Origin of the sequence: Bradyrhizobium sp. dw_78, from assembly GCF_018449525.1 — a bacterium.
Taxonomy (GTDB): Bacteria; Pseudomonadota; Alphaproteobacteria; order Rhizobiales; family Xanthobacteraceae; genus Bradyrhizobium.
Map to the genome: position 1 here is coordinate 1 of NZ_JAAVUS010000003.1, position 25,121 is coordinate 25,121.

The 25,121-nt window shown below is 63.4% G+C and carries 22 protein-coding genes and 2 tRNA genes; 16 read left to right on the forward strand and 8 right to left on the reverse strand.

Going from position 1 to position 25,121, the window contains the following annotated elements; all coding sequences use genetic code 11:
* Both HB630_RS09170 and HB630_RS09175 read left to right on the forward strand, forming a co-directional pair.
* A partial coding sequence (locus tag HB630_RS09170; RefSeq protein ID WP_213771931.1) for a hypothetical protein occupies nucleotides 1-1,502 on the forward strand: 1,502 nt, incomplete at its 5' end.
* A 68-nt stretch (nucleotides 1,503-1,570) separates the two neighbouring features.
* A tRNA-Thr gene (locus HB630_RS09175) sits at nucleotides 1,571-1,646 on the forward strand.
* A gap of 21 nt (nucleotides 1,647-1,667) precedes the next feature.
* On the opposite strand, the gene HB630_RS09180 is transcribed toward HB630_RS09175, so the two are convergent.
* On the reverse strand, nucleotides 1,668-2,717 hold the full coding sequence (locus HB630_RS09180) for a polysaccharide deacetylase family protein (protein ID WP_213771932.1): 1,050 nt from the start codon (nucleotides 2,715-2,717) through the stop codon (nucleotides 1,668-1,670).
* Between the two features lie 287 nt (nucleotides 2,718-3,004).
* On the opposite strand from HB630_RS09180, the gene HB630_RS09185 reads away from it, so the two are divergent.
* From HB630_RS09185 to HB630_RS09205, 5 genes are all read left to right on the forward strand, one after another.
* Nucleotides 3,005-3,229, forward strand: a complete 225-nt coding sequence (locus HB630_RS09185) for a cysteine rich repeat-containing protein (protein WP_213771933.1) — start codon at nucleotides 3,005-3,007, stop codon at nucleotides 3,227-3,229.
* Between the two features lie 183 nt (nucleotides 3,230-3,412).
* Nucleotides 3,413-4,810, forward strand: a complete 1,398-nt coding sequence (locus tag HB630_RS09190) for a cytochrome P450 (protein ID WP_213772391.1) — start codon at nucleotides 3,413-3,415, stop codon at nucleotides 4,808-4,810.
* 41 nt (nucleotides 4,811-4,851) lie between these two features.
* Nucleotides 4,852-6,261 (forward strand): adenylate/guanylate cyclase domain-containing protein, encoded by a 1,410-nt coding sequence (locus HB630_RS09195; RefSeq protein ID WP_213771934.1) that lies wholly within the window; start codon nucleotides 4,852-4,854, stop codon nucleotides 6,259-6,261.
* Between the two features lie 179 nt (nucleotides 6,262-6,440).
* Nucleotides 6,441-6,944 (forward strand): TerB family tellurite resistance protein, encoded by a 504-nt coding sequence (locus tag HB630_RS09200; protein WP_213771935.1) that lies wholly within the window; start codon nucleotides 6,441-6,443, stop codon nucleotides 6,942-6,944.
* 324 nt (nucleotides 6,945-7,268) lie between these two features.
* Nucleotides 7,269-8,051 carry an SDR family NAD(P)-dependent oxidoreductase gene (locus HB630_RS09205; RefSeq protein ID WP_213771936.1) on the forward strand — a complete coding sequence of 261 codons (783 nt, stop codon included), beginning with the start codon at nucleotides 7,269-7,271 and terminating at the stop codon, nucleotides 8,049-8,051.
* Nucleotides 8,052-8,254: 203 nt separating this feature from the next.
* On the opposite strand, the gene HB630_RS09210 is transcribed toward HB630_RS09205, so the two are convergent.
* Nucleotides 8,255-8,330, reverse strand: a tRNA-Ala gene (locus tag HB630_RS09210).
* 188 nt (nucleotides 8,331-8,518) lie between these two features.
* On the opposite strand from HB630_RS09210, the gene HB630_RS09215 reads away from it, so the two are divergent.
* The 3 genes from HB630_RS09215 to folD all read left to right on the forward strand — a co-directional run bounded on the left by HB630_RS09215 (nucleotide 8,519) and on the right by folD (nucleotide 10,140).
* Nucleotides 8,519-8,809, forward strand: a complete 291-nt coding sequence (locus HB630_RS09215; protein ID WP_213771937.1) for a YggT family protein — start codon at nucleotides 8,519-8,521, stop codon at nucleotides 8,807-8,809.
* Between the two features lie 106 nt (nucleotides 8,810-8,915).
* The gene (locus tag HB630_RS09220; RefSeq protein ID WP_213771938.1) at nucleotides 8,916-9,254 is read left to right on the forward strand and encodes a DUF167 domain-containing protein; all 339 of its coding nucleotides are present in this window, start codon (nucleotides 8,916-8,918) and stop codon (nucleotides 9,252-9,254) included.
* A 1-nt stretch (nucleotide 9,255) separates the two neighbouring features.
* Complete coding sequence (gene folD / locus HB630_RS09225) at nucleotides 9,256-10,140, forward strand: bifunctional methylenetetrahydrofolate dehydrogenase/methenyltetrahydrofolate cyclohydrolase FolD (protein WP_213771939.1); 885 nt, start codon at nucleotides 9,256-9,258, stop codon at nucleotides 10,138-10,140.
* A gap of 66 nt (nucleotides 10,141-10,206) precedes the next feature.
* Here folD and ppa read toward each other — a convergent pair whose 3' ends face one another.
* Both ppa and HB630_RS09235 read right to left on the reverse strand, forming a co-directional pair.
* Entirely contained in the window at nucleotides 10,207-10,737 is a 531-nt protein-coding gene (ppa, locus tag HB630_RS09230) for an inorganic diphosphatase (protein ID WP_213771940.1), read from the reverse strand.
* A 108-nt stretch (nucleotides 10,738-10,845) separates the two neighbouring features.
* Nucleotides 10,846-11,355, reverse strand: a complete 510-nt coding sequence (locus HB630_RS09235) for a GNAT family N-acetyltransferase (protein ID WP_213771941.1) — start codon at nucleotides 11,353-11,355, stop codon at nucleotides 10,846-10,848.
* Nucleotides 11,356-11,629: 274 nt separating this feature from the next.
* On the opposite strand from HB630_RS09235, the gene HB630_RS09240 reads away from it, so the two are divergent.
* A complete protein-coding gene (locus tag HB630_RS09240; protein ID WP_249780797.1) occupies nucleotides 11,630-12,526 on the forward strand; it encodes a dienelactone hydrolase family protein in 897 nt (298 codons plus the stop codon).
* A gap of 102 nt (nucleotides 12,527-12,628) precedes the next feature.
* The gene (locus HB630_RS09245; protein WP_213771942.1) at nucleotides 12,629-13,036 is read left to right on the forward strand and encodes a DCC1-like thiol-disulfide oxidoreductase family protein; all 408 of its coding nucleotides are present in this window, start codon (nucleotides 12,629-12,631) and stop codon (nucleotides 13,034-13,036) included.
* Between the two features lie 103 nt (nucleotides 13,037-13,139).
* On the opposite strand, the gene HB630_RS09250 is transcribed toward HB630_RS09245, so the two are convergent.
* Complete coding sequence (locus HB630_RS09250; protein ID WP_213771943.1) at nucleotides 13,140-13,814, reverse strand: dienelactone hydrolase family protein; 675 nt, start codon at nucleotides 13,812-13,814, stop codon at nucleotides 13,140-13,142.
* Nucleotides 13,815-14,064: 250 nt separating this feature from the next.
* Between HB630_RS09250 and HB630_RS09255 the strand changes: the two genes are divergently transcribed.
* Nucleotides 14,065-15,165 (forward strand): HD domain-containing phosphohydrolase, encoded by a 1,101-nt coding sequence (locus HB630_RS09255; RefSeq protein WP_213771944.1) that lies wholly within the window; start codon nucleotides 14,065-14,067, stop codon nucleotides 15,163-15,165.
* 140 nt (nucleotides 15,166-15,305) lie between these two features.
* On the opposite strand, the gene HB630_RS09260 is transcribed toward HB630_RS09255, so the two are convergent.
* The gene (locus HB630_RS09260) at nucleotides 15,306-15,725 is read right to left on the reverse strand and encodes a VOC family protein (RefSeq protein ID WP_213771945.1); all 420 of its coding nucleotides are present in this window, start codon (nucleotides 15,723-15,725) and stop codon (nucleotides 15,306-15,308) included.
* 134 nt (nucleotides 15,726-15,859) lie between these two features.
* On the opposite strand from HB630_RS09260, the gene HB630_RS09265 reads away from it, so the two are divergent.
* The gene (locus HB630_RS09265; RefSeq protein ID WP_213771946.1) at nucleotides 15,860-16,837 is read left to right on the forward strand and encodes a tripartite tricarboxylate transporter substrate binding protein; all 978 of its coding nucleotides are present in this window, start codon (nucleotides 15,860-15,862) and stop codon (nucleotides 16,835-16,837) included.
* An 86-nt stretch (nucleotides 16,838-16,923) separates the two neighbouring features.
* On the opposite strand, the gene HB630_RS09270 is transcribed toward HB630_RS09265, so the two are convergent.
* The gene (locus tag HB630_RS09270) at nucleotides 16,924-18,153 is read right to left on the reverse strand and encodes an MFS transporter (RefSeq protein WP_213771947.1); all 1,230 of its coding nucleotides are present in this window, start codon (nucleotides 18,151-18,153) and stop codon (nucleotides 16,924-16,926) included.
* A 549-nt stretch (nucleotides 18,154-18,702) separates the two neighbouring features.
* Here HB630_RS09270 and HB630_RS09275 point away from each other — a divergent pair.
* Together HB630_RS09275 and HB630_RS09280 are read left to right on the forward strand one after the other, a co-directional pair.
* Nucleotides 18,703-21,102, forward strand: coding sequence for a glucan 1,4-alpha-glucosidase (locus HB630_RS09275; RefSeq protein WP_213771948.1), 2,400 nt, complete (start codon nucleotides 18,703-18,705; stop codon nucleotides 21,100-21,102).
* Nucleotides 21,103-21,141: 39 nt separating this feature from the next.
* Nucleotides 21,142-21,960 (forward strand): Cof-type HAD-IIB family hydrolase, encoded by an 819-nt coding sequence (locus HB630_RS09280; protein WP_213771949.1) that lies wholly within the window; start codon nucleotides 21,142-21,144, stop codon nucleotides 21,958-21,960.
* Between the two features lie 3 nt (nucleotides 21,961-21,963).
* Here the strand turns inward: HB630_RS09280 and HB630_RS09285 are convergent, their stop codons facing one another.
* Entirely contained in the window at nucleotides 21,964-24,666 is a 2,703-nt protein-coding gene (locus HB630_RS09285) for an EAL domain-containing protein (protein ID WP_213771950.1), read from the reverse strand.
* Nucleotides 24,667-25,121 lie beyond the last annotated feature (455 nt).

The window sequence follows — 25,121 nt, forward strand, 5'->3', positions numbered from 1 at the left end:
TGGTGGCGGGCGGCCGCGGCGAGGCGGCTGCCGCGCGCGCCCATGTCGCGGTCGCGCGCCGCCACGCCGCGCAGGATCCGCTGACGCCGCTGTTGGATGCGCAAACCGCGCAACTCGACGGCGACCGCGCCGGCGCGCAGCGCGCCTTCCGCGCCATGGCCGAGCGCGCGGACACCCGGCTGCTGGGCCTGCGCGGCCTGTTCATCGAGGCGCAGCGCGCCGACGATCCGGTTTCCGCGGTGATGATCGCGGAGGAAGCACTGAAATTGTCGCCGTCATCGACCTGGGCTTCGCATGCGGTGCTGGGATTTCGCTGCGCCAAGGGCGACTGGAGCGGCGCGCTGTCGATCCTCGACCATAATCTGGCGTCGGGCCTGATCGACAAACCGGCCTATCGCCGCCAGCGCGGCGTGCTGTTGACCGCGCGGGCGCTGGAACTGGAAACCATTGACCGGGACTTGTCGCGCGACAGCGTGATGGAAGCGATCAAGCTGGCGCCGACCTTGATTCCGGCCGCCGTGCTCGCCGGCAAATTTGAAAGCGAGGCGCATCAGGTGCGGCGCGCGATGCGGCTGGTGGAGGCGGCTTGGCTGGCGCAGCCGCATCCCGATCTGGCGGACGCCTATGCGCATGTCAGGCTCGGCGATTCGGCGCGGCAGCGGCTGGTGCGGGTCGAGACGCTTGCGGCGAAAACGCCCGGCCATGTCGAAGGCGCGCTGGCGATCGCGCGCGCCGCCATCGATGCCTCGGAATTTGGCCGCGCCCGCGAGGCGCTGGCGCCATTCGTCGCCGCGCCCACGCAGCGGGTGGCGATGCTGATGGCGGAGCTCGAACGCACCGAACATGGCGACTCCGGCCGAGCGCGGGCCTGGACCCAACGCGCGGTCCGCGCGCTGCACGATCCGGCCTGGACCGCCGACGGCTATGTCTCGGCGTCGTGGCGGCCGGTGTCGCCGGTCTCGGGCCGCCTCGACGCCTTTCAGTGGCAGACCCCGGTCGCGGCGCTGCCCTCCGGTAAGGGGACCACGATCGAATCCTCGCCGTTCGAGGAAGCCATGCTGGCGCCGCCGGTGCCACGCCGCGACAGGATAGCGAGCGAAACTCCGGCCGTTGCGGCCGAGTCGCCTGCTTCCGCGACCGCGCCGGGGGCCATGCAGGACAATGCCCCGTCGCAGCCGGTTCCGGCCGTGGCCGAATCTGTACCCGCCGCAATCTCTGCGCCCGCCCCGGCCGGATCGTCCCAAATCGCATCGCAAGTCACCTCACAGGCCGCGTCCCAGACCGCCGAAGCGCCGCTGTTTCGCGCCCGGCGCGACCTCCCGGACCATGAGCTTGCAGCCGCCGCGCCGGCCGGCATTCCACCCATCATCCCGATTGTCCGGGCGCCGGACGATCCCGGCATCGACGATGAGGGAATGCGGGACGAATTCGCGGAACAGATGGCCGCCTCGCGCGCCCAGGCCGGCGGCTGGCGCGGATTTTGGTCGCGCTGGGGCGCGTGATTTCCGCGTTTTCCTTGCCAATCCGGGCTGCGCCCGATATCAGATGCACGCGTTTTTCCGCGTGGTCCGCCGCAATAGCTCAGTTGGTAGAGCACGTCATTCGTAATGACGGGGTCGGGGGTTCGAATCCCTCTTGCGGCACCAGCCTTCAGATGATCCGCACCCTTACTGCGCGATGGTCTGCACCACGCTGGCGACCGGACGCGCGGCGGAAGCCGGAACCTTGCCGTCCTGACGCACCATGTCGTCATATTCCACCAGCGTCTGCAACGGCGCCTTGGCCTTCATCTGCACGACCTTGTAGCCGCCGGCCTTCAGCCGGCGCAGCAATTCCGGCAGCGCCTCGGCGGTGTGCTTCTGGAAATCGTGCATCAGGATGATGCCCTTGCCCTGTTTGTCGAGCTTGGTCATGACCGTCTGCACGATCTTGTCGGGCGTGCTGGTCTTCCTGAAGTCGAACGAATCGAGGTCGCAGGAGAAGATCGCGACATTGCGCTGGCCGAGATAGGCCACCGCCTGCGGATTATGCTGCAACTCCGGGAAACGGAAGAACGGCGCCGGCGCGGTGCCGAGCGCGAGCTTCACCGCGCTCATGCCCTTTTCGATTTCGTCCCTGGCCTCCTGCTCCGTCATCTTCTTGCTGTTGAGATTGGCGTGCGACCAGGTGTGCGTGCCGACGGTGTGGCCGGCGGCCAGAACCTGCCGGAGAATCTCGGGATGATAGGTGGCATGCTTGCCGATCGAGAAAAACACCGCCTTGGTGCATTGATCGGCGAGCGCCTTGAGCACGGCCGGCGTGGTGCCCGGCCACGGGCCGTCGTCGAAGGTCAGCACGACTTCCTTGTCGATCAGGAAGTCGAACTGCTTGAAATGCTCGAAGCCGAAGCCGGGCCCGCCGGTGGTGTCGATTTCCACCACGCGGCTGACGCCGAGCGCGTCCGAATTGGCGCAAGGCGCAGCCGGCTGTGCAGCGGCGACAGCAGCGGGCGCCAAGGGCGGTGTCGGCTTGCCCGGAATGGCGGCGGTAACATCGACCGTGTCCGTAGCAGCGGCCCTGGCGGCGGCGTCGGGCGAAAGCCGGTTGGCCGGCGCGGCGGGCATGGTCGCGGGCGCGGCGGCCATTTCGGCGCGGGGCGAGTATGTCCAGTACCAGACGGCGACGATCAGCGCCGCCGAAACAACACTCGCCAACATCAAGCCCAGCGCGTTACGCATGTTTACTCGTCCCCATCACTCAAAATGACTGCCGGAACCTGGGAGCCGCGGTTTTCCGGGATTCGAGCTGTCGTTCAATGAACGACCCGCCTGCGGTTCCCCCGCCGCGTCCGTCTCTCGCGTCGCTGTCATTAATGAGAAATAGACGTTAACGTCGTGCCAACGTGGCTCCGGTCGAGCGGTTAATTTTGACGGTGGCCGATCCGGAGTGTGAGGGCGCGCGTTGACAGATTTGCCGTGCCGGAATTTTGATCGCGGCTGAAGGATACGCGGAAGGATAGGATGCGATGGCCAGATTTCTTTTGTTCGTCCCGCTTGTTCCGCTGGTGCTTTGCGCCACTGCGGCCTTCGCGCAGCAGCAGCGTGAGCACGATGCCTGTACCCGCGACGTGGTCCGTCATTGCCGGGCGGTGATGAATGACGGCGATTCGGCGGTGCTGGCGTGCCTGAAGGAACACCGCGACCGGATCAGCAAGGGTTGCGACAAGATTCTGACCGACCACGGCCAATAATTTGCCGTCGTGATGCCGGCAGGGGTGTGAACACCGCCGGTTAACCCGTCATATCCCGTTGTGTTTCGCTTGCTATCGCAGATGCTCGATGATCCGCGAGGCTCGCGCACCAGCAGCAAGGATTGCGGCCGCCGGGCCGGCTGACTAGCTGTTGTGGATCTTGTTGGGAGGCTTCCTGTGAGCATGGCCGAAGCCCGTCACCCGGACGGAGATGGCGTCACGGCCACGCGCCGGCCGCTGATCCCGCCGAGTCCGCCGCGCGCGCCCGAAATCATGACGGCGCGCCGCCGGATGAGGGTGCTTCGCAAAAGCGTGTTGGAGACCTGGGCCCAGCGTGCCTATGAAGACGATGTCATCCAGGGCAGCTTTTTCGGACGCAACAGCTTCATCATCAATGCGCCGGATGCGATCCGGCATGTGCTGGTCGACAATTACGAGAATTATACCAGAACGCCGGCGGGCATCCGGGTATTGCGCCCGATCCTCGGCGAAGGCCTGCTGATCGCCGAGGGGCGCAGCTGGAAACATCAGCGGCGAACGCTGGCGCCGGCCTTTACGCCGCGCGCGGTGGCGACGCTGGTGCCGCACATGATCGCAGGCATCGACGGCGCCGTTGCCAATCTCCAGGCGTGCAGCGGCGCGCCGGTCGATCTGCGCGAAGCGATGCAGCGGATGACGCTCGAGATCGCCGGGCGCACCATGTTCTCGCTCGGCATGGATCGTCACGGGCCGGCGCTGCGCGGCTTCGTGATGGAATATGCCGAGCGGCTGGCGCGGCCGCATTTTCTCGATCTCGCATTGCCGCTGGGCTGGCCAAGCCCGAAGGATTTCGCCCGCGCGCGTTTCCGCCGGCGCTGGACCCGGTTCATCGCTATGCTGATGGCGGAACGCCGCGCCGCCGGCCAGAACGACGGCTCTCCGCCGCGCGATCTGTTCGACCTGATGGAGGACGCGCGCGATCCCGAGACCGGCCAGTCCTTCACCGACGAACAGCTCGGCGATCAGGTCGCGACCATGATCCTCGCCGGTCACGAAACTACTGCGAACGCGCTGTTCTGGTCGTTGTATCTGCTGTCGCTCGATCCGGCCGCGCAGGACCAATTGGCCGATGAGGTCAAGCGCGCCGCCGCGGATGGCGCGCTCGACATCGAGCGGCTGAAATTCACCCGCGCCGTGATCGATGAGGCGATGCGGCTTTATCCGCCGGTATTTCTGATCGCGCGCGCGGCCGCGGCGCCGGATACGGTTGCCGGGCTTTCGATCCGGAAAAAGGACATCATCCTGATCGCGCCCTGGCTGTTGCATCGCCATGAAAAGCTCTGGCGCGATCCGGACGCGTTCATTCCGTCGCGCTTTGTGCCGCCGTCGCCGCAGCCGGACCGCTTTGCCTATCTGCCGTTCGGCGTCGGGGCGCGGGTCTGCATCGGCGCGCATTTTGCACTGGTCGAGGCGACGCTGGCGCTTGCCGGGCTGATCGGCGCCTTCCGCGTCGAGCTGCTTGACAAGGATCCGGTCGTGCCGGTCGGTGTGGTCACGACGCAGCCCGACCGTTCGCCGATGTTCGCCATCTCGCCGCGTTGACAGGTTTTCGGCCGACAGGATTTTCGCATGAGCCATTTCACATGAGCAATATTCAAGCCCAGATTTCGGCGCTGAAGCAGGCTGCCGATCCGGCGGTCGCCGACGCGATCGCGCGGCTGATCGAAACCGGCGTGGACCACGAGCTCAATCGCGTCAACCTGCTGGATTTTTCGGCACGGACCGGGCTCGACGAAGAGCGAGTGATCGCGGGATTCCTCCATGCCTCCCGGCTCGGGCTGTTCGACCTGACCTGGAACGTGCTCTGTCCCGGCTGCGGCGGCGTGCTCGACGCCCACAGCACGCTGAAGAATTTGCGTCACGACGATTATCATTGCGGGCTGTGCGCCTGCGGCTACGAAGCTTCCGTCGACGAGCAGGTCGAGGTCGCCTTCACCGTCAGTCCGCTGGTGCGGCGGATCGCGGCGCACGATCCCAACACGCTGCCGATCTGGGATTATTTCAAGCAGGTGTTCTGGAGCTCCGGCGTCGATTTCGACGAGGAATCGATGGCCTCGCTGTCCAACGACGTCGTCCTCAAGGCGCTCGAATTGCCGGCCGGCCGGAAGACGGAATTGTCGCTGCAATTGCCGCCGCAATTCATCATCGTGTTCGAGCCGGTGACCCACAGCGCCCGCTTCATCGATGTCCAGGGCGAGCCGACCAGCGAGCTTCAGCATCTGTCGCTGGTCTACAACAGGACGCACGGGCCGGTCGAAACCACGGTCCTGCGCCCCGGTCCGCTATCGCTGTCGCTCGACAACCAGGCCGCGGTGCGGGTGTTGCCGTCGGTCTTCATCGCGGCCGATGCGCTTCACCATCTGATCGGCAGGCGCAAGCCGTTCGTCACCGCCAAGCGGATGCTGACCAACCAGACCTTCCGCGACGTCTACAAGGCGGACAATCTCGATATCGATCAGCGCCTCAAGATCACCTCGCTGACGTTTCTGTTCACCGACCTCAAGGGCTCGACCGCGTTGTATGAACGCGTCGGCGATCTCGCGGCGTTCGATTTGGTGCGCGCGCATTTCCACGCGCTGCTGGAGATCATCGCGTCGGAAAAAGGCGCGGTGGTGAAAACGATCGGCGACGCCGTGATGGCGACTTTCATCAGGCCCGAACATGCGCTGGCCGCCGCGTTGCGGATGCGTTCGGCGATGGACAAGCTCAATGCCGCGCGCGGCACCAAGGACCTCGTGGTCAAGATCGGCATCCATGAAGGATCCTGTCTCGCGGTGATGCTGAACGAGCGGCAGGATTATTTCGGCCAGACCGTCAATATCGCGGCAAGAGTCCAGGGCCTGTCGACCTCGCAGGCGATTCACATCACCGGGCCGGTGATCGACGCGCCGGCGGTATCCGCCATGCTGGACAGGGAAGAGCTCAAGCCAATCCAGAAGCAGGCCGCGTTGCGGGGCATTGCCGACAAGATCGTCGTATATGAAATACCTTGAGAAACGGCTGCCCACCACCGTAAACGAGGCTGGCCCGTGGGGTTCCGCGCCGGAGATTGCCGAAACGTAATGCAATCCACGGAGTGGACCCGGATTGCGGCGGCCGATTTTCCGACCCATATGTTGGCTACCGCGCGGGTGCGGCGGAAAGTTATCTTTGTGCATTTCGGTAGAGAGTGATGCTGGACGGGTTACGCCAATTCATTGCCGACGTTGTTTCTCCCCAGGCGCATCAAGGGCGGAATTTCGACGACACCGGGTATCGCCTGGCGGCGACGGCGCTGCTGATTCACGTCATTTCGCTCGACGGCGAGCCGTCCGAAATCGAGAAGCGCAAGCTCCACGGCCTGCTCGAATCCCATTTCGGACTGAATCCGGGGACGGCGGATCAACTGATCGCTTCGGCCACGCTGGTCGAGGGCGAGGCGGTCGATCTTTATCATTTCACCAGCGTCATCGTGCGCTCGGTGGACGAAGCGGGCCGGCGTCGCATCGTCGAAATGATGTGGGAGCTGGTCTATGCCGACGGCCAGGTCAGCGAGTTCGAGGATAACGTCCTGTGGCGCGCCTCCGATCTGCTGGGCGTGTCGGCGCGCGACCGGATCGACCTTAAACATCACGTCGCCGAAGGGCGCTCGATCCCGGTCAAGGGCGGCCCGGATATTGCGGACGTCGCGACCTAAGTTGGGGCGCGGCGACCGCTCGCCGCCGGACATGACCGAATTTTAATCTAACCTAAGCGTTTTCGAGCGAAGCGGATCCCGGTCCGCGGGAAGAAAACACGTCAAAACAAAATGTTAGAGCCTAGGCTCCGATTCGAAAGGCTCTAACCGCCGTCGATACGGCGATTTACCCTCGCAATTATTGCCGTTCAATTCCGCCCCGGTGTCTTTGTGCCGGCGCCATGACTGCGAGTCTCTTGCAGGCGGCGTGCGTCCCGCCTAAAGCGTATGCATTGGTTCCGGCGCTCGCCGCGGACTTTGCTAAACGGACCAAGAGCATCGATCGTGACCGAAGGAGTGACGCTGATTACCGGTGCCTCGGCTGGGATAGGCGCCGAGTTTGCCCGTATCTTTGCCTCGAATGGCCATCGCGTGGCGCTGGTGGCGCGGCGCGCGGATATCTTGACCAAGCTTGCAAATGAGATCGCCGTGGCCGGCCGTGCGGCGCCGATCGTGATTCCCTGCGACCTCGCACAGGCGGATGCCGGCGACAAGATCGCAGCCGCTCTCGATGCCGCAGGTGTCGATGTCGAATTCTTGGTCAACAATGCCGGCTTTGGCCTGTTCGGCAACGCGATCGAGATGGATCGCACAGAGCAGCTCAACATCATCGCCGTCAATATTCGCGCGCTGACCGAATTGTCGTTGCGGTTTGCCGACAGCCTGATCCGGCATCGCGGCGGCATTCTCAATGTCAGCTCGATCGCGGGTTTTCTGCCGGGTCCGGGGATGGCGATCTATTATGCATCCAAAGCCTATGTCCTGTCGTTCACCGAGGCGCTGCGCCAGGAGCTGGCACCCCGCGGCGTGCGCGTGACCGTGCTGTGTCCCGGCCCCGTACTCACCGAATTCCAGGAGCGGGCGGGGTTCGATCCCGGATTCGATTCGACCATCCTCAACGTCTCCGCCTCCGAAGTCGCGCGCCAAGGCTATCGCGGGCTGATGACCAACAAGCGCGCCGTGCTGCCCGGTCTCGGGATCAAGATCATGCCGTTCCTGCTCCGGCTGTTTCCTCGCGGATTTATCCTGGCCGCGGTCGGTCGTTTTCAGCTCCGGACGCGCGCGTAAGCGCCGTTTCGGTTCTCCTGGCACCGATGGCGGAACTCGCGCCATTTGTAGGGTAGGCAAAGCGAAGCGTACCCACCTTCCAGGAAGTGCGGGATAGATGGTGGGCACGGCGCTTGCGCGTCTTTGCCCGCCCTACGCTTCTGGTGTGATCGGGGGTTGTCGAGCCGAAATGGGCGTCGTTAACACTCGTAATTCGCGGAGGCTGGTGGAGCCAGGCGGGATCGAACCGCCGACCTCATCATTGCGAACGATGCGCTCTCCCAGCTGAGCTATGGCCCCTCCGCGGCCGCCTCTCATCGAGGGCGGCCTCTGGTCGGCGCATTTACAGTCCGCGCCAAGGACAAGTCAAGAACGCCGAAATTGCTGCTTTCCCGCGCCTTGGCCCGGAACTTCCCTTGTTTGCCAGGGGGGGAACCGATATCTAGCGGAAAGTCCGATCCGCGACTGAAACCGCGAGTAAGCCCTGCATGCGCGCCGTTCTCGACATCGTTCTGATGGTCCTCGATCTCTATGTCTGGCTGCTGATCGCTTCGGCGATCCTGTCCTGGCTGATCGCTTTCAACGTCGTCAACACGCGCAACCAGTTCGTGGCGGCGGTGGCGGAATTCCTGTACCGCATCACCGAACCGCTGCTGGCGCCGATCCGTTCGTTCATGCCCAATCTCGGCGGCCTCGATATCTCGCCGATCATCCTGATCCTGATCATCATGTTTATCCAGCGGGTGATCATTTATTACATCTATCCTGCGGTGTTCTGACCGCGCTCCGAGCGGTTTCGGGCGAATAAGGCTCGTGAGCTTGCGGACGCCTGACGGACCCTTGGTGGATCCTTGACGATGGATACCCGGCGATGGACCCTTGGTAATGGACCCTTGGCGTTACTCGGCCCAAGGTATCAGCGTGGCGCTGCGGGTGACGCCGCGCGGCGGCCGCGACGGTATCGACGGCATTGAAACCCTCGCCGACGGCCGAAGCGTGGTCAAGATACGTGTCCGCGCCATCGCCGACGGCGGTGAGGCCAACCGGGCGGTGACGGAGTTGCTGGCCAAGGCGCTCGGCGTGCCCAAGGCCCATGTGCGGCTGCTGTCCGGTGCGACCTCGCGGCTCAAGCAGGTCGCCGTTGACGGCGATCCCGCCAGGCTCGGCGAGGCGTTGCGAAACATAACAGCCACGGCGTTGACCGGTAAAAAAGCAAAGGATTGAGATGACGGCCCGGATCATCGATGGAAAGGCCATTGCCGCGGAGCTTCGTGCCCGCGTCGCGGAGGAAGTCGCGCGCGTGCGGCGCGAGCACCGGCTGACGCCCGGTCTTGCCGTCGTGCTGGTCGGCAGCGATCCCGCCAGCGAGGTCTATGTCCGCAGCAAGCATACCCAGACCCAGGCCGCGGGCATGGCCTCGTTCGAGCATAAATTGCCGGCCGATGTCGCCGAAAGCGACCTGCTGGCGCTGATCGCGAAACTCAATCGCGATCCCGGCGTGCATGGCATTCTGGTGCAATTGCCGCTGCCGAAATCGCTGCACACCGAGACCGTCATCAACGCGATCGATCCGGCCAAGGATGTCGACGGGCTGCATCCCAACAATGCCGGACGCCTCGCCGGCGGGCTCCCCGCGCTGGCGCCCTGCACGCCGCTGGGCTGCATCATCCTCACCAAAAGCGTGCATGCCTCGCTCGAGGGCATGAACGCCATCGTCATCGGCCGCTCCAACCTGGTCGGGCGGCCGCTGGTGCAATTGCTGTTGAATGAGAACGCCACGGTGACGATCGCGCATTCGCGCTCGCATGATCTTCCGCAACTCACCGCCCGCGCCGATCTGGTCTACGCCGCCGTCGGCAAGCCCGAAATGGTGCGCGGCGACTGGATCAGGCCGGGCGCCACCGTGATCGATGTCGGCATCAATCGCTTGCAGGGCGACGACGGCAAGACGCGGCTGGTCGGCGATGTCGCCTTTCAGGAAGCTCTCAACGTTGCCGGCGCGATCACGCCGGTGCCCGGCGGCGTCGGCCAGATGACGGTGGCGTGCCTGCTGGTGAACACGCTGCGCGCGGCCTGCGCGATCGCAGGCCTGCCCGCGCCGGCGGTTTGAGAAACCGTCATTCCGGATCGGATCGCTTTGGCGACCCGTCCGGAATGACGGGCGTCGTCTTGACGCTTACTTCTTCTGCGCTCGTTCGATGCCTTCCAGGATCAGCTTGTGCGCTTCGGCCGAGTCGCCCCACCGCAGCACCTTCACCCATTTGCCGCCTTCGAGATCCTTGTAATGCTCGAAGAAGTGCTGGATCTGCTGCAGCGTGATGCCGGGCAGATCGTCGTAGTTCTTCACCTTGTCGTAGCGCTGGGTCAGTTTCGAGGTCGGCACCGCGATGATTTTCTCGTCGCCGCCGGCCTCGTCCTCCATCAGCAGCACGCCGACGGGGCGCACGCTCATCACCGCGCCCGGCACGATGGCGCGGGTGTTCGCCACCAGCACGTCGCAGGGGTCGCCATCGTTCGAGAGCGTGTGCGGGATGAAGCCGTAATTCCCAGGATAGCGCATCGCCGTGTAGAGAAAGCGGTCGACCACCAGCGTGCCGGCCTCCTTGTCCATCTCGTATTTGATCGGCTCGCCGCCGACAGGTACTTCGATGACGACGTTGACGTCATAGGGCGGGTTTTTTCCGATCGAAATGGCTTCAATACGCATACACGGCTCCACGAACTCTGGAAGTTAGGTTGGGTAAGGACATAGCACACGCTGGACCGGCGCAAGGAGTGGCTTTGCTGCGTGGTAAAGCCGGGCCGCTCGGCGAGCTCAGTTGGTCCAGGCGAAAGCCACCTTGTCGAGCGACTTGGCGCCGAATTTCTCCGACGAGCGCGCCACCATGCGGCCGCCGAGGGCGCGGTAAAACTCCGTCGCCGGATCGTTGTCGGAAAGCGCCCAGATCACCATGCTCTTCAGGCCGCTCTGCATCAGGTCGCGGCGAGCGGACGTAAACAGGCGGCGGCCGAAACCGAGGCCCTGAAATTCCGGGCGCAGGTAAAGTTCGTAGATTTCGCCCTCGAAATGCAGGCTGCGCGCCCGGTTGCGGCCGTAATTGGCGTAGCCCGCGACCTTGTCGCCGAACACCAGCACACTGACGCGGCTGCCCTTGCGAATCGCGCTGTCCCACCATTGCGGACCGCGGCGATTGATCAGCCTCTCCAGCTCGGCACCGGGGATGATGCCCTGATAGGCTGAACGCCAGGCTTCGTCATGGGTGGACGCCACCGCGGCTGCATCCGCAGCTTTGGCCGGCCTAACCTCGATCAGCGTTGTGCTCATGAGCGGATCAAAGCAAGTCGACGCGTCGGCTTCAAGGTCTATCCTTAATTATCGGTTAACCTGTGGATTTTTTGCATCAGTTTTGTCGCCAGGCTGTGCCGAAAAAGGACAAGAACACACTTCACACGGCAACCGGCTGCCGGCGGATACCGGACGATGTGTCAAACCGGGCTTTCGAACGTGGGATGCGCCACAAGAAAATGCGCCGGATCTGATTCGCCGTCTGTAGTGTGCTCGCCGATCCGCTTCCGTTTCACCCGTGTCAGGTATGATGATGCAGTTCTGCAAGATTCTTTTCGCCCTTGTCCTGTTCGGCTCTGGCTGTTTGCAAAGCGTGGCCGCGCAAGGCCAGTTCGGCGCGCAAGGCGCCGAGGGCCAGCCGAATCGCAGGCAGCTATGGCTGGTCCCTTCGCCAGATCCCGCGCTCGCGGCGCATGCGGTGCTGTTCCGCCCTGCCGGTGACGGGCCGTTTCCGCTGGCGCTGATTGCTCATGCCTCGGTGGAAGACGTGCTCCGCCGCGCGCAGATGCCGGAGCCCGAATACCCGGCGCTGACGGCCTGGCTGGTCGCGCGCGGCTACGCCGTGCTGGTGCCGGAACGGCCCGGCCACGGCGCGACCGGCGGATCCTATCTCGAGGATCAGGGCGGCTGCGACGGGGCCGATTATTCCCGCGCGGGCTATGCGACCGCCGATTCGATCAAGGCGGCGCTCAGCTACCTGCGCGATCAATCCTTCGTGCGGCGGGACGGCATGATCGTGATCGGCGATGCGGCCGGCGGGTGGGGCGCGCTGGCGCTGGCCAGCGATGACCCGAAAACCGTTTCCGCGGTCATCGCCTTCGCGCCGGGACGCGGCGGCCATGCCAACGGCGTCCCCAATCAGGTCTGCGCCCCGCGCGTGTTGATTTCTTCCGCGTCCGAGTTCGGCGAGGATGCGCAGGTGCCGGTGACGTGGCTGGTGGCGGCCAACGACAGTTATTTCTCGCCCGAATTGTCCAAGCAGATGGCCGATGCGTTTCGTACCGGCGGCGACAAGGTGGATTTTCGCATCCTGCCGGCATTCGGTAATGACGGCCATGGGCTGGCGGAAGCCGATGGCGGAGAAAAGATCTTCGGTCCGGTGCTCGACGACGTGCTGAAACTGCGTCCGGCCGCAGCCGGGAAACGATGACGCTGTATTTCCTGGCCAAATATTGCCGACATCGTGGTGTCGCTGGGTTACGTGATCGGCGTGGCCGCCGATTCCGGAATATCGACGGGCCGGGGAGTTTTCATGCGCCGATGGCCGGATGACGACGTGATCCTCTATGACGGCGTCTGCGTGTTCTGCTCGCGCTGGGTTCGCTTCGTCGCCGCGCGCGATGCGAAGCGCCGCTTTCGTTTCACCGCGATCCAGTCGGCTTACGGCACGCGGATGGCGCAGGCGCTCGGCATCGACCCTGACGATCCCGACACCAACGCGGTCGTCCACGGCGGGCGCGCCCATTTCGAGTCCGACGCGGTGCTGACGGTGCTGAGCCAGTTGCCGGGATGGCGCTGGGTGTACCCGCTGTGCCTGGCGCCGAAGCCGTTGCGCGACGCGGTCTACAGCCTGGTCGCCCGCAACCGTTACCGGATGTTCGGCAAATATGAGACGTGCTTTGTGCCTGACGCGGAGTTACGGGCGCGGGTGTTGGAGTAAGGCGCGATCGTCATTCCGGTCCGCTCTCTCGGGCCGGAATGACCATGAAGCGTCCGCGACAATCGCCAAACCTGTTTTCAACAAGCCTGTTTCTTCAACAGGCCTATTTCTTCAGATGCTTGGCAAAAAAGTCCAGGCTGCGCGGCCAGGCGATATCGGCGCTCGCCTTGTCGTAGCTGGCCCGTTCGTCGCAATGGAAGCCGTGCTGCGCGCCCGGATAGACATGGACCTCGACATCCGGCCGCTTGGCCTTGATGGTTTCGACATCGGCCAGCGGAATGCCGTGATCCTTTTCGCCGAAATGCAATTGGGTCGGCACTTTCGGCTTGTCGTCGGCAAAGCGAACGATGGCGCCGCCGTAATAGCCGACCGCCGCCGACAGGCCCGACAGCTTGGTCGCGGCCGCGTAGGCGACGCTGCCGCCCAGGCAAAAGCCGATAATGCCGACCGGACCGGCATCCTTGACCGTATCGATCGCGGCCTGGGTATCGAGCAGCATCGCCGCCCAATCGGGATTGGCGACGAATTTGCGCGCCACCGCCACATCCTCCGGCGAATAGCCGCTCTGGAAATTGGGTTCGATGCGGTCGAAAATCGAGGGCGCGACCGCGACATAGCCGGCGTCTGCGAGACGGTCGCAAACCGAGCGGATGTGGTGATTGACGCCGAAGATTTCCTGGATCACCACGATGGCCGCCTTCGGTGTGCCCGCGGGGTCGGCACGATAGCCGCCGAGTTGAAAACCGTCCGAAGCCTTCAGCTTGATATCTTGTCCCACGGATCATCCATCTGGTTGGGGGGGTATCGGGAGAAATAGCCGGCGCCACGTTATCGCGGCAAAGGGTTTTGCGCGAGGCCGCACCGGCGCCACCTCGCAGGCTTATGATCGCCTGAAGCCTGCCGGCATGGCCGCTAAACTTTTACATGTCGCGGTAGAACGGCGTTCATAACGCCTGTTAAGCCCCGGAGAACCCGCCGCGCCCTATTCTCATCGCTTGTCGGCCATGCCCGTAAGTCGAAGGGGATTCATGTCAGCGCTAGCCAAAAAGATTCCGACCAGACGCCGGTTGCTTCTGGCGTCGGATCGGAGCGATCGGAGCCGTGAGCTCGCCAGCATCCTGCAGTCGGTAGGCGAGGTCGACACCATCTCGACAGCCGATATTCCCGACAATCCGACCGGCCGTTTCTCGGGCATCGTGGTCGACATCAACCTGCGGTCGGCCGAGAGCGTGCAGCGCGTTCGCGACAAGCTTCGCGCCGAATCCTATAGTTCGTTGCCGCGGCTGTTCGTTCTCGCCGACGCCCTTCACCACGGCTCGATGCAGGCGTGGGCGCTGGGCGCGACCGATACGATCGCGCGGCCGCTCAATGCCGATGGCATCCTGCAACGCATCCGCGCCGCTTTTCCGGATGACGATGGCTATGACGCGACGGACCGCGGTACGGCGTTGAACATCGGCGTCGCCGCCGCGCATAAGGTGATGGTCAAGATTTTCCAGAAGCTTCCGGCGGGCGTTCCCTTGAACTTCAACGACGTCGTCGAGGCCGAAACCAAGATTCTCAAGGCGATCAAGCACTCCTCGCTGCGGGAATGGCTGACCACCGTCGGCTGCCACCACGTCGCGAGTTATCGCCATTGCCTGTTCGTCACCGGCTTTGCCGTGGCCTTCGCGCAGCATCTCGGCATGCGCGAGGATGACCAGCGCCGGCTGGCGCGCGCGGCGCTGCTGCACGATGTCGGCAAGGCGTTCATCCCGGTCGACATCCTGGACAAGTCGGGAAAGCTGACCGACGAGGAAATGAGCGTGATCCGCCAGCATCCGCGCCTCGGCTATGATGCGCTCGCTGAGCAAGGCGGCTTTCCGCCCGAAATGCTCGATGTGGTCCTGCATCATCACGAGCTGCTTGACGGCTCCGGCTATCCGGACGGGCTGCACAGCGACCAGATCAGCGACATCGTGCGTCTGACCACGATCGTGGACATCCACGCTGCGCTGGTGGAGAACCGCGCCTATCGGCTGCCCTTCACCCATGCCAAGGCCTTCGCGGTCATGGAGCAGATGGGCGGCAAGCTCGACCGGCATCTGCTGAATGCGTTCCGTCCGGTGACGATGGGATCGTCCTACTGATCGCCTTGGCTGACGCCGCGTCCGGCAAGGCGATGACGGATTTCTGAAATTCACCGCGCGTCCCGCAGACGAATTTACGCCGCCTGCGCAAAGCAGATGGCTATGTCCCGTCATGACGACATAGCGATGGTTGCGCGGCGCTAGCGCGCGCTATCCGCATAGGACGAAATCTCGATCAGGCTGCCGTCGGGATCGCGGCAATAGACCGAACGCAGCGTGCCGCGGGCGCCTTGCTTCGCGACCGGTCCTTCCTCGATCGCCACGCCGTGCGCTTTCAGATGCGCGACGACCTCTTCCGGCGAACTCGCCGTGAGAAAGCAGAGATCGTCGCTGCCGGCGGCCACGTGGTCGGCGGTGAACCATTCCACCTTGTCGGCGTCGCGCGGCCGCACATTGATTTTCTGATGGCCGAAAATCAGCGAGGTGCGCGGGGTCTTGCCCCCGCCCGGGTCAAACACCACGACCTCCATGCCGAGGATTTTTCGATACCATTCCACGGAGCGCGCGACGTCGGCGACATTGATCACGAGATGATCGAGCGCGCTGACTTTCACGGACATGGCTTATCCTTTCGTCGCAGTTCAAGGCGCTTGCGCGGCACTGGCCGCGCCGGGCCTTGTTTGTTACAACCCACTGCCAGTTTAATAATAACAAGGCCGACCGCTAAAAAAAGCGGCGGCGAGGGAGAAACGCAATGATTTCACGGCGTGCCGCGCTGGGTCTCATGACGACGGGACTTTCGGCTCTGGCTTTATCGACTCGCGGCGCTTTCGCGCTTGATTATCCGACGCGGCCGGCACGTTTCGTGGTCGGCTTTTCGGCCGGTGGAGCCACCGACATTCTGGCGCGCCTGGTCGGCCAGCGGCTTTCGGAGCGGCTGGGCCAGCAATTTTTCATCGAGAACAAGCCGGGCGCCGGCAACAATATCGGCACCGAGGCGGTCGCCACCGCCGATCCGGACGGTTACACGGTGCTGCTGGTCAATCCCGCCAATTTCATCAACTCCTCGCTTTACGCCAACCTCGATTTCAATTTCATGCACGACATCGGGCCGGTGGCCTCGTTCATCCGCGTGCCCAACGTGATGACGGTGGCGCCCGGCATGCCGGTAAAGAATGTCGCCGAATTCATCGAATACACCAAGGCCAATCCCGGCAAGGTCAACATGGCTTCGTCCGGCAACGGCACGTCGCTGCATCTGTCCGGCGAATTGTTCATGCTGATGACGGGCGCGAAGATGCTGCACGTGCCCTATCGCGGCGCCGCGCCCGCGATCACGGATCTGATGGGCAATCGCGTGCAGGTGATCTTCGACAACATGCCGTCGATCATCCAGCATATCCGCTCCGGCTCGTTGCGTGCGCTGGCGGTGACGACGGCGGAACGCTCGCCGCAATTGCCGGATGTCCCCACCGTCGCCGAGACCGTGCCGGGTTACGAGGCCAGCGCGTTGTTCGGCATGGGCGCGCCGAAGAAGACGCCGCCGGAAATCGTCGCGAAGTTGAATCGAGAGATCAACGAGATCCTGACCGAGCCCAATATCAAGCTCCGCTTCGCCGAACTGGGCGGCGATCCCCTGATCGCCAGCTCTGACGCTTTTGGGGCGATGATGCAGGCCGAGACCGACAAATGGGAAAAGGTGGTCAAGGCCGCCGGTTTGCGGATCGATTAGGTCCGTCCGCAGAACATTTCCCCGAGGTGGCTGGCCGCCATCGCAGCCGGCAGCTATCGCGCTGCCGGCCGCTCGCTTATGAACGTTCAGGCCGCGGCGGTTTTCGCCTTGGTAAAGACGATGCCTCTGGCCTCGGTGCCGACCGCCGTCAGGATGGCGATGATGATCGCAACCGACCCCGCGACGACGGCAAGCGCGAGGCCGTAATTTCCGTCGTAATGCGTGGCGATGCCGGCCTGCAGCGTCGCGTTCACGGACGCCAGCAGATTGCCGAGCTGATAGACGAATCCGGGGAACGTGCCCCGTGCGGTATCTGGCGACAATTCGTTGAGATGCACCGGCACGATGCCCCAGGCGCCCTGCACGGTGAACTGCATCAGGAAAGCGCCGAGCGCGAGCATCACGGGGCTATCCGAAAACGCCCACAACGGAATCACCGGCAGGCAGAGCAGCGCCGAAATGATGATGCAGCGCCGCCGCCCGAAACGTTCCGACAGCGTGCCGACCAGAATCCCGCCGCAGATCGCGCCGAGATTGTAGATTACCGCGATGATGCTGACGACATGCGGCGTCAGCTTGTGCTGGACCTGCAGGAAGGTCGGATAGATGTCCTGGGTGCCGTGGCTGAAGAAGTTGAACGCGGTCATCAGCACGACGGCGTAGATGCCGAGCTTCCAGTGCTGTTTCAAGACCGTGAGCGTGCCGCCGCGCTCGACCGCCGCCTCCTTGCTCCAGCTCGGCGATTCCGGAACGGTGCGGCGGATGTAGAACACGAGCAAGGCCGGGATCACGCCGACCATGAACATGCCGCGCCAGCCGATATAGGGAAAAAGCACGCCGTAGACGATCGAGGCCAGGAAGTATCCGGTCGGATAGCCTGATTGCAGCAGGCCGGAGACGAAGCCGCGGGCATGCGGCGGGACGGTTTCCATGGTGAGCGAAGCGCCGACGCCCCATTCGCCGCCCATCGCAATGCCGTACAGGGCGCGCAGCACGATCAGCACCGTCAGGCTTGGCGCAAAGCCCGAGGCGAATTCCAGGACCGAATAAAGGAGAATGTTGACCATCAGCGTCGGCCGGCGGCCCCAACGGTCGGCGGCGCGGCCGAAAATGAACGCGCCGACCGGACGCATCGCCAGCGTCAGCAGGATGGCCAGTGTGACGTTGGAAATCTCGGTGTGGAATTCCGTGGCAATGTCCTTCAGGACGAACACGAGAAGGAAGAAGTCGAACGCATCCAGCGACCATCCGAGGAAGCTCGCCGCGACGACGTGCTTCTGTTCACTGGTCCAGCCGGATAATGCCTTAATTGCCATAAGAATCTGCCTCAAGAGATGTGAAGCGTAAATGTTTCACAGAATCAGGCAGGTGAATAGCGGGGCGAGAGCGTCCGAGCCATGCCGCGCTCTGTCGGCAAAGCGGAGGTGTCATCCGATCAAAAAAAGTTTATCGGAAAGACGCGAAAATTATAAGCATGCGGCCCGGCGAGACGCTTCCACCGCCGCGGTAGTGTCGCTTAACCGTTCTTTCGGGTGCGGACGTGGGAATGCCCGCCGCCTCGGTGCATGGCCATTGAATCAGGGCTGAATTCGCAAACGGCTTCGATCGGATCGAAAGCAACGCCACCGTGCCGGCAAGCGCCAGGATTGCAATGACCGGTACGATCTCCCTACAGATGTAGATCATGGCTTTCCCTCTTGTTCAGCATTCGGATGCTAGGAGTGGGCGCGCCGTCATGACGTGAGCCATCACGATATTGTTGAACGCGAGGGGCCGGCGGTAATGGCTTCGGCCGTTTGAGGTGTGGTTAGATTGCCAGGGCCTGCGTTCGCGCGAGCGCCGGCCAGCAAGAAGGAGCATCAGATTTGACCGACTTGTTGGCGCCGCGCGGATCTCCCGGAATTCCCCCACGCTGGACGTCGAGCGCCAAAAGCGCCGTGGGCACGGCGGCCCGCGCCGAAAGCCGGGTCTGGTTCACGATCAGCCATGGCATCCTCAACGAAATCTATGCGCCCAGGCTCGACAGCGCCTGCATCCGGGATTTCGGGTTCATCGTCACCGCCGATGGTTATTTCTCGGAGGAAAAGCGCGTCACCCATCAAACGGTCGAGATGATCGAGGACGGCGTGCCCGCATTCCGGCTGGTCAATACCGCGATCGACGGCCGCTACCGGATCTCGAAAACGGTTTTCTCCGATCCCCTGCGCGAAGTGGTGCTGCAACAGATCCGCTTCGAGGCGCTGGTCGGAAAGCTGTCCGATTATCAGCTTCACGCCATCATCGCGCCGCACCTCGTCAATGCCGGCGCCGATAACACCGCCTGGTACGACGATTTCAAGGGACGCGCGATGCTGTTCGCCGAAGGGCGGGGAACGTCGCTTGCGGTGGCGTCATCAGTGCCGTGGCTGGCGCGTTCGGCCGGCTATGTCGGCATCTCCGATGGTTGGCAGACCTTGTCGCGCGGCGAAGGGCTGCGAACGGAATTCGTCCGCGCGGAGAACGGCAACGTCGCGATTTCGGGCACGCTCGATCTGGCGGCGCAGGACGGCCATGCCATATTGGCGATCGGCTTCGGCGCGCAGCCCGAGGAAGCCGCGCTGCGCGCCCTGCTCAGTTTGCAGCAACCGCAGCTCGCGCTCGAACATTATTGCGAGGGCTGGCGCCAGAAGCAGGCCGAGTTTCTGGCGCTCGACGCGCGACGCGATGCCGGCGGGCTGAATCGCTATCGCGTCAGCACCGCCGTCCTGGCCACGCATCGCGACGAGCCATCCGGCGCCGTCATCGCCAGCCTTTCGATTCCCTGGGGCTCCTCCAAAAGCGATGACGATCTCGGCGGCTACCATCTGGTCTGGCCGCGCGACCTCGTCGAAACCGCGGGCGGGCAGTTGGCCGCCGGCGCCACCGCGGCGGCGAAGGCCGTGCTCGATTATCTGGCCGCGACCCAGGAAGCGGACGGCCATTGGTCGCAGAATTCCTGGCTCGACGGCAGGCCCTATTGGGGCGGCATTCAGATCGACGAGACCGGCTTTCCGATCCTGCTCTACGACATGCTGCTGCGTGCCGGCGCGATCGCGCCTTCGGAGCGCGAACGCTATGCCGATGTGATCCAGGACGCCGCGGCCTATATCGTGCGCAACGGGCCGGCGACCCAGCAGGATCGCTGGGAAGAGGACAGCGGCTATTCCGCCTTCACGATCGCGGTCGAAATCGCAGCTCTTCTTGCCGCCGCCGAAGCGATGGAGGCCGCGGGCCGGAGCGCGATCGCCCGCTATCTCACGGAAACCGCCGATAGCTGGAACGAACAGATCGACGATTGGGCCTATGCCAGGGATACGGAAATCTCGCGCAGACTCGGCATCGACGGCTATTACATGCGCATCGGTTTTTCGTCCGGCGACGCCAATGCGCGATCGCACGGACTGATCCCGATCAAGAACCGGCCCGATGGCGAAGAGGCGGTGGAAGCCGGGCTTCTGATCAGTCCCGACGCGCTGGCGCTGGTGCGCTTCGGCCTGCGCGCCGCCGACGATCCGCGTATCCTCAATACCGTGAAGGCGATTGACGCGCTGCTCCGGCGCGAATTGCCCGCAGGCTCCTATTGGTATCGCTACAATGATGACGGCTATGGCGAGCATGAAGACGGCGCGCCGTTCAATGGCGCCGGCATCGGCCGGCTATGGCCGCTCCTGACCGGAGAGCGGGCGCATTACGAACTCGCGGCCGGGCGGCCGGAAGAGGCGCGCCGGCTGCTCGCGGCGCTCGAGGCCGCCGCGAGTCCGGGCGGGCTTATCCCGGAGCAGATCTGGGACTCTCACGACATTCCGCGCCGGGAGTTGTTTCTCGGCCGGCCTTCGGGCAGCGCGATGCCGCTGGTGTGGGCGCATGCCGAGCACATCAAGCTGTTGCGGTCGCTGTGCGACGGCGCGGTGTTCGATATGCCGCCGCAGACGCTGAACCGCTATGTCAGGGCCACGCCGCCCCCGGCACCGATCATCTGGCAACTGACGTCACGGGTGGAGCGTGTCGCGGCGGGCCGCACGTTGCGGCTGGAGTTCCTGGAAGAGGCGCAGGTGCATTGGTCGATCGACGACTGGGCGACGGTTGCCGACAGCGCGACGGTCGCGACCGGGCTCGGCATGTATTTTTGCGACCTGCCGACCGCGCATCTGGCCGGTGAATGCATCGTTCGCTTCACCCTGTTCTGGCCGAAGCAAAATCGCTGGGAAGGCGCCGACTTCCAGGTTGCGATCGTCAAGGCGATTTGAGGGGCGCTGTTGTTGGAGATTTGAAAAGGATCGGAGACGATGAGCGGACAACGGGATATCAGGTTGTTGCTGGCTGACGTCGACGGCACGCTGGTGACGCAGGACAAGGTGCTGACCGAACAGGCGGTCGCCGCGGCGCAGCAACTGCGCGCAGCCGGCATCACGCTGGCATTGACCAGCGGCCGGCCGCCGCGCGGTATGAGCATGCTGATCGCTCCGCTGAAGCTCCAGGGCGCGATCGCCGGTTTCAACGGCGGCGTGTTCGTCAATCCCGATCTGTCCGTGATCGAGAGCCATCTGCTCGACGCTGATACCGCCAAACAAACGGTTCAACTGATCCTCGACCAGGGCCTGGATGCCTGGCTCTACACCGAAACGGAGTGGCTGATTCGCGATCCCAAGGCGCCGCATGTGGCGCGCGAGGCCTGGACGGTGAAATTCGATGCCAGGGTGGTGGATTCCTTCACCGACGCGGATCTGGCGGACGCCGTGAAGATCGTCGGGGTCTCGGATGATCTCGACCGGGTCGCGGCCTGCGAGAAGCTGGCGCAGCAAAAGCTGGGAGCGCGGGCGAGTGCGGCGCGCTCGCAGCCCTATTACCTCGACGTCACCCATCCGCAGGCGAACAAGGGCGCCGTGGTGCTGACGCTGGCGAAGCTGCAAAACATTTCGCCCGAACAGATTGCGACCATCGGCGACATGCCCAACGACGTCCTGATGTTCCGCAACAGCGGGCTCTCGATCGCGATGGGCAACGCCAGCGACGAGGTCAAGGCGCAGGCGACGGAGGTTACCGACAGCAACCAGGATGAAGGTTTTGCGAAAGCAGTGCGCAAATTCATCCTGAAGAACCGATAAGGCTCAGGCCACCCGCGTATCGCCGGCGGAACGCATCAATAGTTTCATGATCTCTGCCGCCGGTTTTGCGCCGGAGAACACAAATCCCTGCATTTCCGTGCAGCCGAGATTCCGGACCAGTTCCTGCTGCTCGCGTGTTTCCACCCCTTCGGCCGTGGTCGTCATGTTGCGCGCTTTCGCGATACTGACGACCGCGCGCACGATGCAGGACGAACTCTCCGATTCGTCGATGTTATCGACGAAACAGCGGTCGATCTTGATCTTGTCGAACGGAAAGCGTTGCAGGTAGCTGAGGGAGGAATAGCCCGTTCCGAAATCGTCGAGCGCAATCTGCACGCCTGTCGAGCGAAGCTGATGAAGGATCTCCAGGGCGATGTCGTCGTCGCTGATGAGAACCGCTTCGGTAATCTCAAGCTCGAGCCGGTGCGGATCGAGGCCGGAGGCGGCAAGGGCGGATATGACGTGAAGGCATAGCGTGCTGCTTCGGAATTGTACCGGCGAGACGTTGACCGCGACCTTGATGCCGCGCGGCCAGGTTGCGGCCTCGGCACAGGCGGTCTTCAGCACCCATTCGCCGATTTCGGTAATGAGGCCGCGCTCTTCCGCGATCGGAATGAATTCGGCCGGGGATACAAAGCCGCGCGTCGGATGGCGCCAGCGCAGCAAGGCCTCGCAGCCGGTGATCGCGTTGGTCCTGAGACAGACCAGCGGCTGGTAGTGTACTTCCAATTGTCCGGCCGATATCGCGTGCCGGAGGTCGGTTTCGAGCTGAAGGCGCTCCTTGATGCGGGCCTCCATCGCGGGCTCAAAAAAGCGGTACGTTCTACGGCCCTCGGCTTTGGCCGCATACATCGCGAGGTCCGCGTTCTTCAGCAGCTCATCCAGATTGGCGCCGTCCTGCGGCGCGATGGCGATGCCGATGGAGGCGTCCGTCGACAGATGGTGCCCGAGGCATTCGTATGGTGCGCGGATCGTCGATTGCAGCGCGACCGCCAATTCCCTGACGTCGTCGGCCTGAATATTGGTGCAGACGATGGCGAATTCGTCGCCGCCGAGGCGGGCGACAAACCCGTCCTGCGAGACGCACCCGGCAAGCCGTTCGGCGATCGATTTGAGCAGCGCATCGCCCACGAAATGGCCGAGCGAGTCGTTGATGCTCTTGAATTCGTCGACATCGATATACAGGACGGCAACGCGCGTGTCGGTGCCGGCGATGGCCTTTAATTCGTCTTCGAGCCGCTCGCGGAACAGCGCCCGGTTCGGCAGGTCGGTCAAGGCATCGAAATGCGCCATATGCGCGATGCGGCTTTCGGCGCGCCTGCGCTCGGTGATGTCGTCCAGCGTCGTTACCCAGCCGCCGTCCGCGGTCGGCCGGTGGCAGAACTCGATGAACTGGCCCTGGCCGACCTCCAGCACGCTCTTCGACGTCTTGCCTTTCACGCGATTGAAGAGCTCGGTGCAATATCCGTCGACATCGCCCTCGAAAGCCCCGGCTTCCTGGCGGTGGAGCACGAGATCTTTCAGGGTGCAGCCGGGTTGGACGGCATCTGGCGCCACATTGAACATCTCGATGTAACGATCATTGTGCAAAACCAGCCGGTCTTGCGAATTGAACAGAAGCAGGCCTTGCGACATGTTGTTGATGGCAAAATCGAGATGCTGCTTTTGCAGGTGAATCCGGTTTTGCGCAGTGCGGTGGAAGGCTGAAAGCTGACGTATCACCAGCAACACCAGGGCCACGATGATCACGACGCAAAGCGCGGCGACGCCGACCAGAAAGCTGGTCTGCTCCCGCCAGGGCGCCAGGGTCGCGTTCACGGTCGCGGTCGCCGATATCGAGACGGGGAATTGCTGCAACATCCGGGCTGCGATCAGGCGTTCCTTGCCGTCGACCGGGCTGATCAACGTTGATGTGTAGTGGTCCCGCTCGGACAGGATTTTCGCAAAGAACGGGCCTGTGCTCAGTCTGGTCCCGATCAGGGATTCGACATGCGGAAAGCGAGCGATCATCGTTCCGCCATGCACAAACATCGAAATCGCCGAATCGTCGGGCAGCGAGATGGAAGAGAAAAAGCTCTCGAGGCGGGCGGAGTCCAGTCCTCGAACGATCACGCCGAGAAATTCCTGATGGGGCCCGCTGACCCTATAAGCAACGATCGTGGTCGATATTCCGGTCAGGCGAGATCGGGTCTGATCCATCCGGTAAGGCGACGAATTGCCGTCGGCCTTGAGCAACTTGAAGTAGTCGCGATCGGCGATGCTGACGGCCGGCACCGGCCAGATCTTTGAGGAGTTAATCAAGACCCCGTCGGCATCGTAAATGTTGACGCCCGAAACGTCTGCGCTGTTACCAAGGCGGGCGCTCAGCGTTTTGTGCTGTTCGACGGAGCCCATTCGTTTCAGGAAGTCGGCGGGCGTGGCCACCCCTTCCGACTGAAGCTGGAAGATGAGGTCTTTCTGGACGGCGACGAGATCTGCAAATTGCTGGTCGAAATGGCGCGCGAGCAGGGAAACCGTATTTTCGAGGTTGGTTTCCTCCACCTTGAGCGCTTGTTGGCGATAGTTTCCGATCATGACGGTGGTCGCGATGGCGACCACCGCGATCAGGCCGACGCCGCCGAGGATCAGCCAGGGAAGCGGGCCGCGCCGCAGCCATGAGCGCTCCGGCGCCCGCGGGTCGGTATCCCCTGTTTTTGATGACGTCATGGCGCACCCCTAGCGCACGGTAAGCGGCGAAGGGTGGAGGTTACGTTAGAAAGGTCAGTTACTCTTACCTTAAATATTTGGCGATCAGCCGCGGTCGCGGTTACGGTAAACGCTGTGTTAAGCAGGATGGGCCTCGCCAGACGCATGATCCGACATGGATCGCCGGCGCAATGCCGGCTTGCCATAAACAATCAATGATCCGGGTCGCGCCAATAGCGGGCATCGGTCGGACGTGACCACCGGACCTGACCTGCGGCGTCGTCGCATTTGGTGCATCGGGCATGATGCCGGGATTGCAGCAAACCGATTGATCGCGCGGCGAGCTCTACTGATTTTGCCGGACACCCAATTGGCAATCGCATGCTTCACGCTTCCGCGTCTTGACGCGCACAGGTCGTGAGGCGACACTCCATTCAACGAAAAATAGCTGTCGGCATTCGGTGCAATTCCCGGGG

What these genes read in the sequence shown, in the direction of transcription:
- HB630_RS09200 (WP_213771935.1), top strand. Translation starts at nt 6,441, where the DNA reads ATGCTGGACGGGTTACGCCAATTCATTGCCGACGTTGTTTCTCCCCAG.
- HB630_RS09190 (WP_213772391.1), top strand. Translation starts at nt 3,413, where the DNA reads ATGGCCGAAGCCCGTCACCCGGACGGAGATGGCGTCACGGCCACGCGC.
- HB630_RS09255 (WP_213771944.1), top strand. Translation starts at nt 14,065, where the DNA reads ATGTCAGCGCTAGCCAAAAAGATTCCGACCAGACGCCGGTTGCTTCTG.
- HB630_RS09260 (WP_213771945.1), bottom strand. Translation starts at nt 15,725, where the DNA reads ATGTCCGTGAAAGTCAGCGCGCTCGATCATCTCGTGATCAATGTCGCC.
- ppa (WP_213771940.1), bottom strand. Translation starts at nt 10,737, where the DNA reads ATGCGTATTGAAGCCATTTCGATCGGAAAAAACCCGCCCTATGACGTC.
- HB630_RS09270 (WP_213771947.1), bottom strand. Translation starts at nt 18,153, where the DNA reads ATGGCAATTAAGGCATTATCCGGCTGGACCAGTGAACAGAAGCACGTC.
- folD (WP_213771939.1), top strand. Translation starts at nt 9,256, where the DNA reads ATGACGGCCCGGATCATCGATGGAAAGGCCATTGCCGCGGAGCTTCGT.
- HB630_RS09180 (WP_213771932.1), bottom strand. Translation starts at nt 2,717, where the DNA reads ATGCGTAACGCGCTGGGCTTGATGTTGGCGAGTGTTGTTTCGGCGGCG.
- HB630_RS09245 (WP_213771942.1), top strand. Translation starts at nt 12,629, where the DNA reads ATGCGCCGATGGCCGGATGACGACGTGATCCTCTATGACGGCGTCTGC.
- HB630_RS09285 (WP_213771950.1), bottom strand. Translation starts at nt 24,666, where the DNA reads ATGACGTCATCAAAAACAGGGGATACCGACCCGCGGGCGCCGGAGCGC.
- HB630_RS09240 (WP_249780797.1), top strand. Translation starts at nt 11,630, where the DNA reads ATGCAGTTCTGCAAGATTCTTTTCGCCCTTGTCCTGTTCGGCTCTGGC.
- HB630_RS09220 (WP_213771938.1), top strand. Translation starts at nt 8,916, where the DNA reads ATGGACCCTTGGCGTTACTCGGCCCAAGGTATCAGCGTGGCGCTGCGG.
- HB630_RS09235 (WP_213771941.1), bottom strand. Translation starts at nt 11,355, where the DNA reads ATGAGCACAACGCTGATCGAGGTTAGGCCGGCCAAAGCTGCGGATGCA.
- HB630_RS09215 (WP_213771937.1), top strand. Translation starts at nt 8,519, where the DNA reads ATGCGCGCCGTTCTCGACATCGTTCTGATGGTCCTCGATCTCTATGTC.
- HB630_RS09195 (WP_213771934.1), top strand. Translation starts at nt 4,852, where the DNA reads ATGAGCAATATTCAAGCCCAGATTTCGGCGCTGAAGCAGGCTGCCGAT.
- HB630_RS09265 (WP_213771946.1), top strand. Translation starts at nt 15,860, where the DNA reads ATGATTTCACGGCGTGCCGCGCTGGGTCTCATGACGACGGGACTTTCG.
- HB630_RS09280 (WP_213771949.1), top strand. Translation starts at nt 21,142, where the DNA reads ATGAGCGGACAACGGGATATCAGGTTGTTGCTGGCTGACGTCGACGGC.
- HB630_RS09185 (WP_213771933.1), top strand. Translation starts at nt 3,005, where the DNA reads ATGGCCAGATTTCTTTTGTTCGTCCCGCTTGTTCCGCTGGTGCTTTGC.